Annotated in this window: 13 protein-coding genes; 3 read left to right on the plus strand and 10 right to left on the minus strand. The window is 39.6% G+C overall.

The window, feature by feature from the left end:
* Positions 1–43: 43 nt before the first annotated feature.
* Together H8S90_RS12610 and H8S90_RS12615 are read right to left on the minus strand one after the other, a co-directional pair.
* Positions 44–3,559 carry a SusC/RagA family TonB-linked outer membrane protein gene (locus H8S90_RS12610; RefSeq protein WP_255501593.1) on the minus strand — a complete coding sequence of 1,172 codons (3,516 nt, stop codon included), beginning with the start codon at positions 3,557–3,559 and terminating at the stop codon, positions 44–46.
* Between the two features lie 540 nt (positions 3,560–4,099).
* On the minus strand, positions 4,100–4,678 hold the full coding sequence (locus H8S90_RS12615; RefSeq protein WP_187343036.1) for a thymidine kinase: 579 nt from the start codon (positions 4,676–4,678) through the stop codon (positions 4,100–4,102).
* Positions 4,679–5,033: 355 nt separating this feature from the next.
* Here H8S90_RS12615 and H8S90_RS12620 point away from each other — a divergent pair, with 355 nt between their 5' ends.
* A complete protein-coding gene (locus tag H8S90_RS12620; RefSeq protein WP_187338236.1) occupies positions 5,034–6,233 on the plus strand; it encodes a hypothetical protein in 1,200 nt (399 codons plus the stop codon).
* 56 nt (positions 6,234–6,289) lie between these two features.
* Here the strand turns inward: H8S90_RS12620 and rodA are convergent, their stop codons facing one another.
* The 5 genes from rodA to H8S90_RS12645 are packed head-to-tail and all read right to left on the minus strand — an operon-like array spanning position 6,290 to position 11,988.
* Entirely contained in the window at positions 6,290–7,555 is a 1,266-nt protein-coding gene (gene rodA / locus H8S90_RS12625; protein WP_187338237.1) for a rod shape-determining protein RodA, read from the minus strand.
* Positions 7,556–7,573: 18 nt separating this feature from the next.
* Entirely contained in the window at positions 7,574–9,511 is a 1,938-nt protein-coding gene (gene mrdA / locus H8S90_RS12630) for a penicillin-binding protein 2 (protein WP_255501594.1), read from the minus strand.
* A gap of 58 nt (positions 9,512–9,569) precedes the next feature.
* Complete coding sequence (locus H8S90_RS12635; RefSeq protein ID WP_187338238.1) at positions 9,570–10,085, minus strand: rod shape-determining protein MreD; 516 nt, start codon at positions 10,083–10,085, stop codon at positions 9,570–9,572.
* Positions 10,078–10,911, minus strand: a complete 834-nt coding sequence (gene mreC, locus H8S90_RS12640; RefSeq protein ID WP_187338239.1) for a rod shape-determining protein MreC — start codon at positions 10,909–10,911, stop codon at positions 10,078–10,080. The genes H8S90_RS12635 and mreC overlap by 8 nt, the downstream gene beginning before the upstream one ends.
* Positions 10,912–10,965: 54 nt before the next feature.
* Positions 10,966–11,988 (minus strand): rod shape-determining protein, encoded by a 1,023-nt coding sequence (locus H8S90_RS12645; RefSeq protein ID WP_187338240.1) that lies wholly within the window; start codon positions 11,986–11,988, stop codon positions 10,966–10,968.
* 258 nt (positions 11,989–12,246) lie between these two features.
* On the opposite strand from H8S90_RS12645, the gene H8S90_RS12650 reads away from it, so the two are divergent.
* Positions 12,247–13,290 carry a DUF3857 domain-containing protein gene (locus H8S90_RS12650; protein WP_187338241.1) on the plus strand — a complete coding sequence of 348 codons (1,044 nt, stop codon included), beginning with the start codon at positions 12,247–12,249 and terminating at the stop codon, positions 13,288–13,290.
* 52 nt (positions 13,291–13,342) lie between these two features.
* Here H8S90_RS12650 and purH read toward each other — a convergent pair whose 3' ends face one another.
* On the minus strand, positions 13,343–14,869 hold the full coding sequence (gene purH / locus H8S90_RS12655; RefSeq protein ID WP_187338242.1) for a bifunctional phosphoribosylaminoimidazolecarboxamide formyltransferase/IMP cyclohydrolase: 1,527 nt from the start codon (positions 14,867–14,869) through the stop codon (positions 13,343–13,345).
* Between the two features lie 95 nt (positions 14,870–14,964).
* Entirely contained in the window at positions 14,965–15,477 is a 513-nt protein-coding gene (locus H8S90_RS12660) for a peroxiredoxin (RefSeq protein ID WP_187338243.1), read from the minus strand.
* A 253-nt stretch (positions 15,478–15,730) separates the two neighbouring features.
* Between H8S90_RS12660 and purN the strand changes: the two genes are divergently transcribed.
* On the plus strand, positions 15,731–16,312 hold the full coding sequence (gene purN / locus H8S90_RS12665; protein WP_187338244.1) for a phosphoribosylglycinamide formyltransferase: 582 nt from the start codon (positions 15,731–15,733) through the stop codon (positions 16,310–16,312).
* A 6-nt stretch (positions 16,313–16,318) separates the two neighbouring features.
* Here the strand turns inward: purN and H8S90_RS12670 are convergent, their stop codons facing one another.
* Complete coding sequence (locus H8S90_RS12670) at positions 16,319–17,800, minus strand: serine hydrolase (RefSeq protein WP_187338245.1); 1,482 nt, start codon at positions 17,798–17,800, stop codon at positions 16,319–16,321.
* Positions 17,801–17,858: the final 58 nt, after the last annotated feature.

Here is a 17,858-nt window from a genome sequence, read left to right on the forward strand (position 1 = left end):
TGAGCTGTAGCTCATGCAGGTTTCATCTTTTATTATCATCAGGCTAAAACATTAAATTAACACCGGCGGTAAAGATCCTTGGCTGTGGATAACTACCATAGTCGTAACCATAGATCAAACCTTCATTACCCGCTCCCACGTGTTGTGAGCTGACTTCCGGATCATAACCACGGTATTTGGTGAAGACAAAAGCATTTTGCACAGTGGCATACACTCTTAAGCTATTGATATTTAATCTTTCAGAAAACTCACTGGGGAAGGTATAGCCTAGCGTAATGTTACGCAGTCGAAAGAAAGACCCGTCTTCCACAAAGCGATCAGAAATCGCAGTATGATTTAGATCATTTGGAGTTGGCCTGGGAATATCCGTTATGTCGCCCGGGTTCCGCCATCTTCTGGTTAGATCTTCTGATTGGTTAGCACTAATGTTGCTCCCTCCCAAAACGGTAGATAGGTTATAGTTAAATATATCGTTTCCATAAGAAAACTGTCCCATGATACTCAGGTCGAAATTTTTATACTGGAAAGTGTTGGTTATACCACCGAAGAAGTCGGGATTAGGGTCGCCAATGATCTGTCGATCATTAGGGTTAGTAGGCGCTGTTGGATTACCATTTTGATCTTCGAAGTCGATGAGGCCTGTCTCCGGATTGACACCGATCATTTTCCATCCAAAGAATACGCCTAATGGTTCTCCTGGAACCGCCATATTCAATTCGCCCACGCCACCTAACATACGGTCTAAATTATTCGCTAGGCTTCGAACAGTGTTTCGGTTAAATGTCATATTGAGTGTTGTGTTCCACTTGAATTCACCTACCAAATTTTGTGTGGTCAATTCGAATTCAAAACCTTTGTTCTGTATTTCTCCGGCATTGGTAAAACGGGTTTGAAAACCCGAGCTGAATGGAATAGGGATCCCGAGCAGGAGGTCCGACGTGTTTTTGACGTAATAGTCTGCCAATAGGGAGATCCGGTTGTTGAATAGGCCTAAATCCAAACCTATATCTAATTGTTTGGTTGTTTCCCATTTGAGATTACGGTCACCCAAAACATTTGGAACAAAACCCGGAAGTCCCATGTAATTATTGCCTCCGGTATATAGTGAATAACTCGCATAGTTTCCGATATTTTGATTCCCGGTAATCCCCCAACTTGCCCTGAGCTTTAAATTACTTATTGCTGAAATATCCTGGAAGAATTCTTCATCAGACGCGCGCCAGGCAGCCGCAAAAGATGGGAAATATCCCCAACGGTTGTTGGCACCAAAACGCGAAGAACCATCCGCTCTGAAGTTTGCTGTCAATAAATATCTGCCTTTGTATCCATAGTCTACTCGTGCAAAACCCGATGCAATGGCCCATTCTTCGGGATACGCATCTGCTCCGCTGATTATTCCTCCCGCATTTATGTGTTCGATATCATTGGATGGAAAATTAGATCGGTTGGCATGCACGAATTCAAAACGGGATTCCTGAACCGATACCCCTAACAACGCGTTGAGGTTATGATCGCCAAAAGCTTTATCAAAATTTAAGGTTGTCTCATTTATCCAGAGTTGATCCCGTGAATTTCTTCGGGCGCCAATTCCACGTTGCGCTTCAAAGGCACGAATACCTGTCGGCGGCATAAACATTGTTTCATCAATGAAGCTCATATCCGTCCCAAAATTTGTTTTCAGTGCAAGCTCAGGGATGATGCGGTATTCTGCCGATAGTGTAGCCAAAATTCGGTTGGTCTGTGCATTGTTAACAGGTAGTTGTAGCATGGCTATGGGGTTTTCTCTAGCAGTACTTACCTCGTCCAGCCCGTAACTTCCATCAGCATTAAAAACAGGTATATTTGGCGGCGCCACAATACCAAATTTGGTAGGACCATTGCTGGAATTTTCTTCTTGGACACGGTCGTTAATAGCCCGTGTTAAGTTGACATTGGCGGTGAAACGTAATTTTTCGCTGTGTTGATGATCTAAATTCAATCGCGCACTTATTCGACTGAAATCAGAATTTAGCAATACACCTGCTTGTCTCATATAACCAATCGAAGTAAAATATTGTGTTTTTTCTGATCCACCACTAGCCGATAACTCATAGTTACGTGTAGGAGCACTTCGAAACATGGCTCCCTGCCAGTCGGTATTGATCCCCGGATTGGCCAGAATAGGATCCGGAACTGGCGTAGGATTTCCATCTCCGTCTAGATTGAACCGATAAAAATCACGCATGTAATCATGATATTGTTCGGTATTCATCATGTTATATCGCCGGTTATTCGGAACCTCAGAGAACCCTTCATACATATTGAAATTAAAAGTACTTGTTCCTGGCTGTCCTTTTTTTGTCGTTATCAGCACTACACCATTGGCAGCCCGTGCACCATATATCGCTGATGAAGCCGCGTCTTTTAGCACCTCTACGGATTGTACGTCCGATGGATTGATGGAAGAAAGGATATTGATTCCTTGGGTTCCACCTCCAAAATTGAAGTCGCTGCCTCCCGTAAAGTTCGTGGTGCTATTCACGGGGATACCATCAACTACGTAAAGTGGATCTGAGCTGGCATTGATTGAAGTGGTACCTCTCACCCTGATATTGAGCCCACCTCCAGGGGAACCAGATCTCTGCGTTACCTGTACCCCTCCAGCTCTTCCCTGTATGGCCTGCGTAACACTTGGAAGAACTTCATTCTCAATCTGATCAGCACCGATACTTGACACAGAGCTGGTCAATTTAGATCGATCCATCGTTCCGTAACCGATGGCTACCACCTCGACCTCTTCCAATGCCTGGGCTTCCTCCTGCAGTGTAACATTGATGGCGTTTCGGTTATCAATGAATTCCTCGGTAGGGTTGTAGCCTAACGAGCTAAATCTCAATATGGAGTTGCCGGGAGCGCTTATACTAAAATTGCCATTTTCATCTGTTGTAACACCCCCTTCTTTACCTTTAACGGTGACGCTCACACCCGGTACTGGGCCATTGTCGTCTCGCACCGTCCCTGTTATTTCTCCTTGCGCAGAAGAGGCGGTATCGGCCTGATTATCGGCTACTGCCAGCGAATCTTGTGTTTGAGTAGGTTGGGAAATGGAGTCCGTCATTTGAACATTATCGCTGGTATCTGTCGAAGCGGTAGCGGCTTCCCGGGTTTGGATGGAAGCTAGCGAGGCAAGATCAATATTAATTTCAGCACGACTGTTAATGGGCTCTTCTTTGACATCGTAGCCGTCGCGGACAAAAGTCAATATGCCAATCGCGCCAGCATTTATACGGTATTTTCCATCCTGATCAGTTAATGCACTGTCTGTATCATTGTATTTAACCAATACATTTGCCAGCGGAGCATTTGTAGAGTCATCCGTTACCACTCCTTGAACTTCAAGTGTGTCAGCTGTTGGAGCAGGGGGAGGTTCTGTTTGGTTAGGGATAGTATCTTGTAAATGGAAGATTCTGGAGGTGTGTGCCACAGATGCTTCCACTCTTTTTGGATTGGTGGCTAATAGTAGTGTTGTCATCAATAGGCAAAGGAAGAACATTGGATGTTGGATACGACTTCTTTTCATGTTAATCTGTTTTGCTATGTTGTTTTCATTTTCGAATAAATTAGTTTCACTAGACTGTTGAGATAAAATGGCGACGAATTATTTATTTTCCATCTTATCTTTTTCCTTGGTTGTTTTACCTTTCTTATAATCGTTACTGGTGGTAACAAGAGATTTGTCGAGAAGGTTTGTGGGTTTTTTGTAACTATTTGCTTGATATACAAGGGGTTGCTTACGTGTTTTTCAGCAGAAAGGGGATAAGGTGCTACAAACTGTGGGGTTTTTTCTACAAAGACAAACAACATAAGGCTATCCGATGGGCGGACAGCCTTAACTTAACCAATTATAAACCTAAATTATGAGAAGGGGCTTTATGTAGAGCCGAGTTAGAACCGGCCGTAAATTTCTATAACAAAGGTAAGTGCTATTATTTTCTATTGAGTAAATATTATATTAAACTTCTGTTAAATAAGAGTCAATTAAACCTCTAAGATATACATACTGGTTTTGCGTAAGACATATTAATTGTTTTTGGATGGTTGCGACATGAAAACAGCAATGCTATTTAACTTGGAAGTAACAACTTCTGCACCTGGGCTCATAACTTTCTTTTTCGCCAACGTGGATTTTCTCATTTTGTGCTGCTGTTCTAAAGGAATAGTTTGCAGGAGCTCCACAACATACACAGACCGCATGTACCTTAGTTACGTGTTCAGCAATAGCCATTAAGTCGGGCATTGGTCCAAATGGTTTGCCTTGAAAATCCATATCTAGACCTGCTACCACTACGCGAATGCCTTTATTTGCTAGCGTATTACATACTTCAGATAGATGGTTATCAAAAAATTGAGCCTCATCAATACCTACCACTTGGGTTTGGGAGCCTAACAGAAGGATGGCAGAAGACGTTTCAACCGATGTTGATGGGATGCTGTTTCTGTCATGCGAAACAACTTCGGCCGTGGCATAACGATTATCTACTTGTGGCTTGAAAATCTCTACTTGTAGTTTTGCTATCTGGGCGCGTTTTAATCTCCTGATCAGTTCTTCTGTTTTTCCAGAAAACATAGAACCGCAGATCACTTCAATACTTCCTTGTGGATTGGATTTGTTTATAAAGCTATGCTCACTAAATAGCATCATATATCGTTAAAGTTTTGTTTTAGTATAAAAATGAGACCAAATGGTCACGCAACGGATGTTGAATTTATCAAGTTCTAGGTTTGTTGATATGATTAAAACGGCTACTAATATCAGCATTAAAACTTAAAGTCTATATTATTTTTATTACTTTATTCGGCAGATAGTAGGCAAAGACTCATCGCTTGGAACTTTGCTTCATCGGTGCTGCTAAAGTAGAATTACTCGTTTGCGAATGCAAAGCATTTTATTAAAAACTATTCTCCGGAATCTATCGTTGCATATCAAAGCAATTTTGTATAAGTTTGAATGGGGTTAAGCTCCATGTTTTAAGCTAAACATACGTTAGAAAATTATGGTAACAAAGCAGAATATTTTTGAAAAGGTAGGATCACTGTTAAAGGAATTAACGGAGCAGTACGAATTTTTGGAAAATAATCCACAGGAACAAGAAGGGGTGCATTTAGAACTTTTAGAAGCAAATATGACCTACTTGATGGGACATATTACCATTCTTAAAAAGTTAACTTTTATAGGTGATAGGGCAGAAGAAGTACAAGGAGATGTGTCTGCCGATACAGCTGACAAATTTGATTTAGGTGCTCAAATAGTGGCAGATTCTCCTTCAGATGACGTCGGGTACGAAGATGAACCGGATGAGGATGAGCACGCTGCTGAACCTGCATCTACAGAAGAGGAGGCGAAACCGATATTAAAGGATGAAACAGAAGAATCGGCCTTAAATTATGTAGATCAACAGCAAGTGGAGGAAACCTATTTCACACCGGCAACGGCGAGCACTGAGGAGAAAGCAGAAGAATTCAAATTAGAAGATAAGCGGGACAAAAAGGAAGAAGAAACGAGACAAGAAGCAAAAGAGGAAGAAAAAACATCAGATTTTAATGATGAAAAAGAATTCAAGCCTGCTGAACCTGTAGTAAGTGAACAGGAAGAGCCCTCAGTTGAAAGTTCGGACAAAAGTGTAAAAGAAGAACAGGAAAGTGATCATCCTGTTACCGAAACAAAAGCTGAGCGTGAGGAAATTGAAGATGAGGGAAAACAGAAAGTGGAAACAAAAAGTGATCAAGTGGTTGAGGAAGAGCGATCTGTGAAGATTTCGACGAATGATAGTTCTGAAGAAAGCCAAAACAAAGTCGAAGAAGAACCTGAATCTGCACCAGACGAGACACCTAAGCGGCCAATGACTTTGAATGAACTTTTCTCTGCTCAACGGAAGCAAGAGCAGAAGAAGCCGGAAATATCTGCTACAGCGGCAAGAAGTGCCTTTAATGCTCCCCAGCAAGGTATAAAGCGGAATGCAACAGATCTTAAGTCGGCGGTGAGTTTAAACGACAAACTTTTATTTATTAAAGATTTATTTAACGGTTATAGTTTGGCTTATACAGAGGCTATCGAACTGTTGGGTAGATATGATAATTTTGAGGATGCAGATGCATTTTTGAAAAGCAACTATGCTGAAAAAAACAATTGGGCGAGTAAGCAGGCTACTGTAGATAAACTATATATTATTCTGCGCCAGCGCTTTAATAAATGATTGAACGAAACGGTTGCCGTTAGCTAATTAACGGTAACCGTTTACTTGCTATTTCTTTATACTACCCCTTTTCTATTGGAGTCAAACTTCAGCAGAATAAAAAGAAGCATCGTAAAACTTAATAATGATGAGCCGCCGTAGCTCAAAAAGGGCAATGGGATCCCAATTACCGGAACAATACCTATTGTCATTCCGATATTAATAAAAAAATGGAAGAAAAAAATAGATGCTACGCCATAGCCATATACCCGTGCAAAGGAAGACCTCTGGCGTTCGGCCATTTGTATAATACGTAGCAGTAGCCCAAGGTACAATAGCACAATGATCACCGAACCAATAAAGCCCCATTCTTCTCCTACGGTACAAAAAATGAAATCCGTACTTTGTTCGGGCACGAAATTGTATTTAGTTTGTGTACCTTGGAGGTAACCTTTACCAAAAAGTTGGCCGGACCCTATCGCAATTTTTGATTGATTGAGGTTATAGCCCTGTCCTCTGGGGTCGTCAACCTTTCCGAGTATCACATCGATACGGTTTCTTTGATGTGATTGTAAGATATGTTCATAAGCGAAGTCTACTGAGAGCACAAATAAAGTGGATGCCACAAATAGAATGACTGCTGAAGGGATGGCTTTCCTGCTCCTTTTAAATAGATAAGCACCAAGTGCACATAATGACGCCAATATGCCGATAATATACCACTGTGAAAAAAGAAGTGTCAGAATAAAAAGAACAATGCAAACAAAAGCGAAAGCTAGCAACTGTCCGGATACGTAACCTTCTCTGTAGAATACAAGTACCAAAGCGAAGAAAGTAAGTGCCGAGCCGGTATCTGGTTGAAGCATGATGAGTATGATCGGTACTAGAAGAATAATAGTTCCTACCAGAAGTGTTCCTGTATTGGGTGTTTTATTACTATGTGAACTTAGGTATCTCGCGAGCAATAAACAGGAACCAAGTTTTGCAAACTCAGAGGGCTGTAGCCTGAAGGTTCCGATAGGTATCCATGCCTGGTTACCACCAACATTTCTTCCGACAATTAAAACGGCTACCAGTAGAATCAGTGTAATGGCATACAGTAAGGGTGAGACGTAATTGTAAAACTTGCCGTCAATGATCATAATCGCACAAGCCACCAAAACACACACAATGATATATAGAAATTGTTTACCATAATTGGTACTTAAGCTTACGAGACTGGAGTGCATGGGGTCAAAAACTGCCGCATGGATATTGAACCATCCGATGATGCAGAGCGCTAACCAAATAAAAACAGTTAACCAATCAATAGAGCCACCATATATTTTGCGTGTTTGATTCATTCGTTTGTAATTTCTCTCTTATCGTTCTTTGCTTTGAAATTTCCTTTCCTTATGTCTAATATAGGTAACCCTGTTCTCCGCAGCAGACGGAAATGGAGCAGAGGTGCCTACCACTTGTTCAGTTTCTTCTTTAGGGGGTTCAGGTTCTATCAGGTTGCTTTCTTTCAATACACGTTCTTGTGTTGCTTTTGACATGCTGATGGTGTCTTTTAAGTATTTTTCCACCATCATGCTAGCTATAGGAGCAGCATAGGTGGCACCATATCCAACATTTTCAACAAATACTGCGATCGCTATTTTCGGATTCACCCGTGGGGCAAAAGCAAAGAATACCGAATGGTGTTTTCCGTGCGGATTTTGTGCGGTACCGGTTTTTCCACACATTTCAATATCTGGTATGCGAATATTAGTGTTGTATTTGACTACCCTACTCATACCCTCTACAACAGGCTCAAAATATTTTTCATCAATATCAACAGAAATCTTTTCTGTAAATTCTTTTTTTACTACTTTTTCTTCTCCTATAGATTTTATAAGATGTGGACGGTAATAATAACCACGATTAGCTACAATTGCCATGATATTGGCCATTTGAAGTGTAGTGATTTCTACTTCTCCCTGCCCAATGGAGTTGGAGATATTGTAGCCAGAACCCCACTTTTCGTTACCGTAACGTTTGGAGTAGTAATCGGCCGTTGGGAGAAGACCTTTTTTTTCGTTAGGTAGATCTACGCCGAGTTCCTGAGCAATACCAAATTTCATAATAGCTTCGCGCCATAACGTATAAGCACTGGATGCCCTCATCTTCCGTTGATCTAACATGCGCGCATAGATATGTCCAAAATAAGTGTTGCAAGAGCCTTGAATAGCAGCAGGGAGATCTATTGTTCCATGAACATGAGTACAGCGCATAAAGCCTCTTCCTCCTCCATAACTATATCCTCCGGGACAATGATAACGTGTCTGTTGTTCGATCATGCCGGCTTGCTGACTAACTAATGCGCTGACTACTTTGAAAACGGAGCCTGGGGGATACTGCGCTTGTATTGGCCGAATAAACATGGGTTTATTCGGGTCGTTCAATAATTTCATATAGTTGTTTCCGCGTTCCCTTCCTACCATCATGTTTGGATCGTAGCTTGGGGTGCTCGAAAAAGCTAAAATTTCACCAGTTGATGGCTCGATGGCTACCACAGAGCCTCGTTTATTTTTCATTAGTTTTTCTGCGAGTTTCTGTAACTCTAAGTCAAGAGATGATACTAATCCTTCCCCAGCTACGGCCAGGGTGTCATATTTACCATCCATAAAATGCCCTTTAGGGCGATTGAAGGCGTCAACCATCAGGTTCTGGACTCCTCGTTGACCCCTTAACAGGTCTTCGTAGGCGCGTTCCACACCACTTACTCCAATATAATCTCCCGGTCGGTAAAAGTTATTCGAGCGTTCAATGTCTTTTGGTGTTACTTCATTAATATATCCTAAAAATTGAGCTGCTACTGAATCCGGATAACTTCGAACAGTTCTGTTTTGTACATAGAAACCGCGAAATTGATAGAGTTTTTCCTGTAGGCGGGCATAGATTTGTGCAGAGAGCTGCTTTTCGAATACGGAGGCTCTATAAGGTGAGAAATTTACCGCTTTTTGGAAACGTTTATCGAAACCCTCTTTGTCAACGCCGATCAGCTCGCAAAGTGCTAACGTGTCAAAGCTTTTTACTTCTCTCGGTGTAACCATGAGGTCGTATACTGGCTCGTTTTGCACTAATATTTTACCTGTTCTATCTAAAATCACACCTCTGGCCGGGTAAATTACAACTTTCCTCAATACGTTGTTATTCGCCGAAAGTAAATATGAATCATCGATAATCTGTAGGTAAAAAAGTCGTAATGCCAAAAGCAAAGCCGCGGTTATAAATATCCCCTGAATAACATATTTTCTTTCAAAAAAGCTGTTCATATATCTAAAATGCGTGTATTTATCGGCGCATAGCTGAAAATAGCCATATGTATTCCAGTTAACGCCTACTTTTACGGTAAAAAAGTAAAGAAAAAAGTAAAATTAAAAGTATCGTAAATATACAACTTAAAATTACACTAAGGAATGTATAGTGGAAGTTACTAAATGTAAATGCTTCTAAAAAGAGCAGGACCAAATGATGTGAAAAGACCATCACGGTAGAGTAAATCAGAAACCATCTAAATGACATCTCACCCATACTGGGTGTGGCAAACAGTTCATGATTATCTAGTTGAACAGTGATGTTGATAAAGGCCGTTCGAATGGCTGCAAGTGTTATGCACGCGGCAGCGTTGACGCCCAGCGTATCATAAAAAGCATCAACGGTTAAACCGGTAAAAAAAGAAATAATAAATAAAAGCCATTTTGGTATTCCCAGTGGCAGCATTAACAAGAATAATACGTAAGGGTAAGGGGTAGCTAGGTTGTAATACCCCATATTTTTGAAAAGGAATACCTGTGCAATTATAAGAACGATAAATCGTACAACATTTAATAGTAATATCCTACTCATTGATTAACGTATCTCCTTCCAGCTTTTGCTTTTCATCTGCAAATTTATCTTCTATTATATAAACATATTGAAGCGTATTGAAATCATTGTTTAATTGCACTTCAATATCTAAAAAGCTATCGCCACTTTTGCCCGATTTAATAACTTTTCCAATAGAAACACCCGGGGGGAACAAAGAGAAACCTGAGGTTACCACTTCTTCGCCAGGCTTAACTTTTACGTGGTTTGGAATATCCCGTAATACAGCTTTGTTCGCTTCGTAGTTTTCGGTGCCCCATACCAAAGATCCAAATGCATTGCTACCAACTAAACTAGCACTTATTCTACTATCGGCATGTAACAATGATTGAATGGTAGCGAAATGAGGAGAAACATTTAAGACGATGCCTACTATTCCATGGGAAGAGATCACACCCATGCCTTTTTTTACACCTTGCTCACTTCCTCTATTGATGGTAATATAGTTGTTTTTCTGGTGAACACTGTTGCTGATGATGCGGGCCACAATGTAGGTGTACTGTGTTTGTCCTAAAGTATCGAGTACCGAATCCTGTTCAACTAGCGTATTATATTTAGAAGTTTTTAGTTGACTCCTTAAAAAGGCGTTTTCTTCCGATAGGTATCTGTTGGTTTCTTTTAAGTTTAAGTACTGTGTGAAATTATCAATTCTTTGATAAATACTACCAATAAAAGCGTTGGAGGAATTTATAGTGCTGGCGCGCTGAAAGCTGTTATTCCTTATCACCAATATGAATGATATACCAAAAAAGAGGATAAACAAAAAGAAGTTATTGTACTTACTTATGAATATCCATAGGTTTCGCATATGCTTTTAAAATTTGCTGCTCCCTAAAAAATATCGTAGGGAGCCGCCGCTTATTTACTGCATCAAAAATTTATACCCACCAATGTTCTTGAGTGCAATGCCGGTTCCCCTTACAACTGCCCTCAGCGGATCTTCTGCTACGTGTACGGGCAGCTTGGTTTTGGCCTGGACACGCTTGTCCAATCCGCGTAAGAGTGCACCTCCCCCTGTTAAATATATACCTGTCTGATAGATGTCGGCCGATAATTCTGGAGGTGTAATTTCTAAAGCTTTTAAAATGGCTTCTTCAATCTTAGAAATAGATTTGTCTAAGCAGTGGGCTATTTCCGTATACGAAACCGTAATTTGTTTAGGAACACCAGTCATGAGGTCACGTCCCTGCACCGCGAAATCAGCAGGGGGATCTTGCAATTCAGGTAAAGCTGCGCCAACTTCAATTTTTATTTTTTCCGCCGTACGATCACCAATCATAATATTGTGTTGACGTCTAATATATTGGACAATGTCTGCATCAAAGTTATCTCCTGCAACACGTATGGATTGATCACACACAATTCCGGATAACGCGATTACCGCAATTTCCGTAGTACCCCCACCGATGTCGATGATCATATTTCCCATAGGTTCTTCTACATCAATGCCTATTCCAACGGCAGCTGCCATTGGCTCGTGTATAAGATATACTTCCTTTGCTCCCGCAATTTCTGCTGAATCGCGAACCGCTCTTTTTTCAACTTCCGTAATACCAGAGGGAATGCAGATAACCATGCGTAGTGATGGGAAGAACCACCCTTTACCATTGTTGACCATTTTTATCATACCCCGAATCATATACTCTGCCGCATTGAAATCGGCTATCACACCATCCTTTAGGGGTCTAACGGTTTTTATGTTGTCATGGGTTTTTCCTTCCATTTGCATGGCTTGTCTGCCAATGGCAATAACTTTATTTGTCGTACGATCGAACGCCACGATGCTTGGCTCGTCTACCACAACCTTATCGTTATGTATGATCAGCGTATTTGCCGTACCTAAATCTATCGCAACTTCTTGAGTAAACCAGTTAAATAACCCCATTCGGAATGTTTTTAATATTTTCTTATAATAGTTCGCAAAATTAAGACAAAAATATCACAATATGAATCTGATATATACAAAGACAGGAAAAAAAACAATTTTTATTGGTGTTATCTTCATCCTATAAATATATTCTTTGTAAGAAAAATGTTTATTTGAGATTCATATGCTTGCCCGTTATCGTTCATCAGTGTTAAAAATATTTTTTTCTTGAGGTATTTTATATTTATATTCACTCCCGAAATCTAAACCTTTTTTATGCTTAGGATTATTTTGCTATTTTCCTGTTTTCTTGCTATTGCAGATCAATTGCGAGCGCAGGATTTTTCTTTCGGCATTTTGACTAATGAAGATTTGACTACCGAAAAGTATTCGCTAGACAGTATTTCGGATGCTGTTGTGTTACGGGAATATGGACGTACTGCGTTTCAGTTTGATGATAGCAAGGGCGAAATAACGTTGGTTTTTACTCATCACAAGCGAGTGAAAATATTTAACAAAGAGGGAGTTGACCATGCTAATATTGTTATCCCATTGTATAAAGATGGCAATAGGAAAGAATATATTGAAGATATCAAGGCCGTAACTATTAATCTGAAAGGGAAAACAAAAGAAACGTTGTTGGATAGTAAAAAGATATATACTGAAAATTATAGCAAATATCTTGATTTAACGAAGTTTACTATGCCCGATATTCAAGACGGGAGCATCATAGAGTTTAGTTATCGCTTGGTCTCGCCTCGCTTATACAATTTTAAAACTTGGGAGTTTCAGGATAGGATCCCCAAATTGTATAGTGAGTACGAAGCCATTATACCTGCAACGTACAATTATAATGTGGTGTTAAGGGGAACGCTCAAACTCTCCGAACAAAAATCTTCTTTATTGAGAGAGGGGTTTAGGCTTCCAGGATGGCCAATAGATTGCTCCAGGATGATTTATATTATGAAAAACGTGCCGGCATTTATTGAGGAGGATCATATGACGGCGGCATCTAATTTCAAATCGGCAGTGTATTTTGAATTGGCAGATGTGTATCTGCGTAGCGGTTCAAGACATAGTTATACAAAAGAATGGAAAAATGTAGATAAAGAATTGCTTCTAGCTAAGGAGTTGGGTGGGCAGATGAAACAAAGGGACGAATTCAAAAGGCTTTTGCCCGATTTATTAAAACAAACCCATGATGAATTAAGTAAAGCAAAAGCAGTGTATCATTTTGTTAACAGGCATGCTCAATTTATGAATACCGTGCATAGTGCAGATTTAAGTAAGGTGGTTTTTTCATTGAAAGAAGAGCCATAAAAAAAGCGAGCATGCGCTCGCTTTTTTTATAATGAATCAGCTCCTGTTTTGATCAATGCTTGAAATGTCTGATTCCGGTAGTAACCATGGCTATACCTTTTTTGTTCGCCATATCAATGGATTCTTTATCTTTAATGGAACCGCCAGGTTGTAGGACAGCCATAATACCTGCATCAGCAGCAATTTCTACACAATCTGGAAAAGGGAAGAAAGCATCAGAGGCCATCGCCGCTCCGTGTAAATCAAACCCAAATGATTTAGCCTTTTCGATAGCTTGTTTTAATGCGTCAACACGAGAGGTTTGGCCTACACCACTTGCTAATAATTGATTGTTTTTCGCGAAGACAATCGTGTTCGATTTTGTGTGTTTTACAACTTTATTTGCAAAGAACATATTTGCATAATCTTCTTCAGACGGTATCCTGTCTGTTACGGTCGACATAAGTTCCTTATGCTCAATAACCGAATCTTTATCCTGTTCAATGATACCATTTAATAAGGTCTTGAACTGAGTTTTCGGCAATTTGACATGATTTCTCTGCAATAATATGCGGTTCTTTTTGCCCATGAGTATTCGAAGGGCCTCTTCATTAAAAGCTGGGGCAATTAACACTTCAAAAAATAACTTATTAATTTCTTCAGCGGTCTCTTTATCTATTGTTCCGTTACAGATTAATACCCCTCCGAATGCTGAAACAGGATCGCATGCGAGCGCATCTTTCCATGCATCTAAAAGATTGTCCCTGCTGGCTATCCCGCAGGCATTTGTGTGTTTTAATATAGCAAAAGTGGGCTCTTCAAACTCATCAATAAGTGCGACTGCAGCATCGATATCTACTAAATTGTTATACGAAAGATCTTTTCCGTTAAGCTTGTGGAACATGGCATCCAGATCGCCGTAGAAGGTTCCTTTTTGATGCGGATTCTCTCCGTATCGGAGAGCTTTGGTAGTTTGTTCACTATATTTGAAAACCTCTAGTGGTTCTTCTTTGTTAAAATAGTTAAAAATAGCGGTGTCATAATGAGAAGAAACATTGAAGGCTTTTTTGGCAAAAGATTTTCTTTGTGCTAACGAGGTATACCCCTCGTTTTCTTTTAGTATATGTTCTAGTTCGCTATAGTCATTTCTTGAAGCGATGATAACCACATCTTTATAGTTTTTTGCCGCAGCACGTATCAGCGAAATGCCGCCAATATCAATTTTCTCAATAATATCTTCTTCAGAGGCACCCGAAGTCACTGTCTCTTCGAAAGGATATAGATCAACAATAACTAAATCAATTTCAGGAATGCCGTATGTATTGGTTGCTTCTCTATCTTCTGTTAATTCTCTTCGACTCAAAATCCCGCCAAAAATTTTTGGATGTAATGTTTTTACTCTTCCGCCCAATATAGAGGGGTAACCGGTGAGTTCTTCTACAGGGGTAACATTAATGTTCAGATCACGGATGAACTTTTCTGTCCCTCCAGTAGAATAAAGTTGTACACCATAGTTATCCAACAACCTAATAAGGGGTTCCAAATTATCTTTGTAGTATACAGAAACTAGCGCGTTTTTGATTTTAACAGGATGACTCATTGATTATAAATTAAAAGCGCAAAGGTAATATTTTTTTAACGATTATCAACCAGTATCGAAGGTGAGCGAAATACTAGACGTATTTATATTTGTCGTTATTTGTTCAACGCTTGTATGATGTCTTGTAGTTTTTTTTCACCGTCCCAATAATCTTTTAGTTTTTTATCTGGACCATAAACAAAGGTTGCAGGATATTGGGTGGGTTTGAATTTTCCGATAAACTCATAATTCTTATCGTGAAGCAGTGTCACATTTTTCTTTCCTCTCAGTTCTCCACCGTACATGGCCATGAAAGCATTTATAAGATTTTTCTCCTGCATGGCCACGAGATAGAGATTGATATTTTTAATACGATCATAGTTCTTTCCTAAACCAAGTACCTCTTGTTGGCAATGACTGCATCCCGGATCAAAAAATAAGATAGCTATATTGTTGTTGTCATTGGATTTGACGCTGTTTTTGGTAAAAGGAACATCCTTTTCTACGGTATAGAAGGTGAATTCGGGCATTTCTTTTGGTACCTTATTGGTTTGTGCAAAACTGCAGGCTGTCATTCCTGTAATAATCACGAAAAGTATGTACGCGGTATAGTATATTTTGTTAACCATAAAATATTTTTAAGATGAATTTTAAATGCAAAAATAGACTTTATCTGAGTTAAATTAACAAGCTTCGAGCCAATTTTACGTTTTGATGTTTATCATTTGAACAATAAATTATACATTAATGTTAACTTTGTGGCCAGCTATAGTATATTTATAATCTGCTAATGATGTTATTGCCAGCGATGTTATTATGTGCCAAATATAAGCGTAACGAGTACATATAGACATTGTCACTTTATTTATTACAACAACTCTAATGAAAAAACGTATTGCCATTTTTGCTTCGGGATCTGGGTCAAACGCCCAAAAAATTATGGAACATTTCAAATATAGCCAAGATGCGGAAGTGTCTTTGATTTTGACTAACAATCCCGACGCTTATGTTTTACAACGAGCAGATAATTTCGAAGTTCCTTCACACGTTTTTGATCGACATGATTTTTATGAAACAGATGAGGTTATAAATCTGCTGAAACGTATGGAGATAGATCTGATTGTATTGGCGGGGTTCCTGTGGTTGGTGCCGGCTACGTTATTGGAAGCGTATCCAAATAAAATCATTAACATTCATCCAGCATTATTGCCTGCTTATGGGGGGAAAGGCATGTATGGTGATCGGGTTCACAAAGCTGTTCTTGCTAATAAAGAAAGTGAATCTGGTATAACTATTCATTTTGTGAATGAATGTTTTGACGAAGGAGAGATAATCTATCAGGCAAGGTTTAAGATAGAGGAAGGGGATAACCTGGAGATGATTAAATTTAAAGGCCAGCAATTAGAGCATCAGCATTTTCCCAAAATAGTAGAAGCATTATTAAAACGAATAAATAGCAATTAAGCGCGTTTACGGAATTATTTTCATTAATTTCTTGATAATTAAGAGACCAATGTCATCAACAGATTGTGCAGCGTTCGCAAGCACAATTATTGCCACTTTTTTTTCAGGGGAAAAGGCTATGAAACTGCTACTACCGAAGGTGCTTCCATTATGCCAAAAGATTTCCTGAAAGTTGTCTATCGTGATATGCCAAGCTAGGCCCAGATCTAAAGTCTCCGAAGCTAACCAAAAAGGTTTTTGTGTTAAAAGGATCGCCTTACCTATCGCATTGTTCGGAGGGTTTATATTTGCTTCGGCATATTTGAGCAGGTCAGGTGCCGTTGATTTTAAGGAGCCTGCCCCACTAAATGCCAGAAAATGCCAATGAGGAGTTAGCTGACCATCTTTGTTATATGTGGGGATGAAATGTTCCTGATTTTTGCTTTCTGGGAACTCTGTAGTGTTAGGTAAGTCTAACGGTTTACATATGATGTCTCGGACCATTTCATTATACGATGTTCTATTTTTATAAGCTAAAAGCTCTCCAATTATGCCATACCCAAGGTTACTGTACGTATAGACGGAATCCGCTTTATTTTTAAGTGTATAATTTTTCAAGAAAGAAAAAAGATCTCTGCGGTTATAGTCTTTGTAGGGGTCGAGTTCGTCGACAGGGTGAAAGTTGTTTGGCATTTTAGGTAAACCTGAAGTATGCGTCGCCAGGTTTCGGAAGGTAACGTCTTTAAGCGTTTCATTTGTGACTATGGAGTCGGGTAGAAAATTCAGTATCGGATCATCTAAGCTTACGGATTCCTTTAGCACCGCATTGGCCAGTAAAGTAGCGGTGAATGTTTTGCTGATAGAACCGATCTCAAACAATGTTTCGTGATCTGGAAGTTGTTTGTTGCCCTGGGTTGTTTCTCCGTAATAATAATAGCCGGTTTTTCCCTTATTGATAATGCCAATCGCTAGTCCGCTTGTATTTGGAAGGGTGATGTATTTTAACGCCAATGAATCCACCAAGTCATCAATAGAACGTTCTGTGATGGTTTCGGGAATCGCTTTTGTAAGTGTATTCAATGAATCAGTAGTAGGAGGGAGATCCGTGCTATCAACTGTTTGGGCCGATATTACTGCTTCATTTTTTTCGTATGGTTGAAACAAAAGGGTTTCGATAAAATTATTGGAATCAGTACCTAATATTAACTTTAAGCTATCGTCTTTGAAATTTAACCTATAATGATCAAGACCATTTTCCCGTTTCAGAAATACTGAAGAATCGATTGTACCTAAGGTATAAAGTTGTTTTTGCAATAGGGAATCAAAAACTTGCTTACTGGTAATACCTTTGGCTTGGCCTGACCACTGATTATATATAGAGTCTGTTTGTTTTGCATTGAAATAGCGTTTAAAATTTTCAATTGTTTTTTCGCTTTTTTCCTCTTGGGCAAAACAAGTCAATCGTAAGCAGGTAAAACAGGTAAGTAACGCTAATATGATATATTTCATGCAATCTATTCGTTTAAACCAAGATGATAACGGTAAAACCACACGTAATCAGTAAATA

The organism is Olivibacter sp. SDN3, assembly GCF_014334135.1.
Lineage (GTDB): Bacteria > Bacteroidota > Bacteroidia > Sphingobacteriales > Sphingobacteriaceae > Olivibacter.

Excerpts from the sequence above, each read along its gene's own strand:
- purH (WP_187338242.1), bottom strand. The coding sequence starts at position 14,869 with ATGAGTCATCCTGTTAAAATCAAAAACGCGCTAGTTTCTGTATACTAC.
- H8S90_RS12615 (WP_187343036.1), bottom strand. The coding sequence starts at position 4,678 with ATGCTATTTAGTGAGCATAGCTTTATAAACAAATCCAATCCACAAGGA.
- H8S90_RS12650 (WP_187338241.1), top strand. The coding sequence starts at position 12,247 with ATGCTTAGGATTATTTTGCTATTTTCCTGTTTTCTTGCTATTGCAGAT.
- mreC (WP_187338239.1), bottom strand. The coding sequence starts at position 10,911 with ATGCGAAACCTATGGATATTCATAAGTAAGTACAATAACTTCTTTTTG.
- H8S90_RS12660 (WP_187338243.1), bottom strand. The coding sequence starts at position 15,477 with ATGGTTAACAAAATATACTATACCGCGTACATACTTTTCGTGATTATT.
- H8S90_RS12645 (WP_187338240.1), bottom strand. The coding sequence starts at position 11,988 with ATGGGGTTATTTAACTGGTTTACTCAAGAAGTTGCGATAGATTTAGGT.
- H8S90_RS12635 (WP_187338238.1), bottom strand. The coding sequence starts at position 10,085 with ATGAGTAGGATATTACTATTAAATGTTGTACGATTTATCGTTCTTATA.
- purN (WP_187338244.1), top strand. The coding sequence starts at position 15,731 with ATGAAAAAACGTATTGCCATTTTTGCTTCGGGATCTGGGTCAAACGCC.
- H8S90_RS12610 (WP_255501593.1), bottom strand. The coding sequence starts at position 3,559 with ATGAAAAGAAGTCGTATCCAACATCCAATGTTCTTCCTTTGCCTATTG.
- rodA (WP_187338237.1), bottom strand. The coding sequence starts at position 7,555 with ATGAATCAAACACGCAAAATATATGGTGGCTCTATTGATTGGTTAACT.
- mrdA (WP_255501594.1), bottom strand. The coding sequence starts at position 9,511 with ATGAACAGCTTTTTTGAAAGAAAATATGTTATTCAGGGGATATTTATA.
- H8S90_RS12620 (WP_187338236.1), top strand. The coding sequence starts at position 5,034 with ATGGTAACAAAGCAGAATATTTTTGAAAAGGTAGGATCACTGTTAAAG.
- H8S90_RS12670 (WP_187338245.1), bottom strand. The coding sequence starts at position 17,800 with ATGAAATATATCATATTAGCGTTACTTACCTGTTTTACCTGCTTACGA.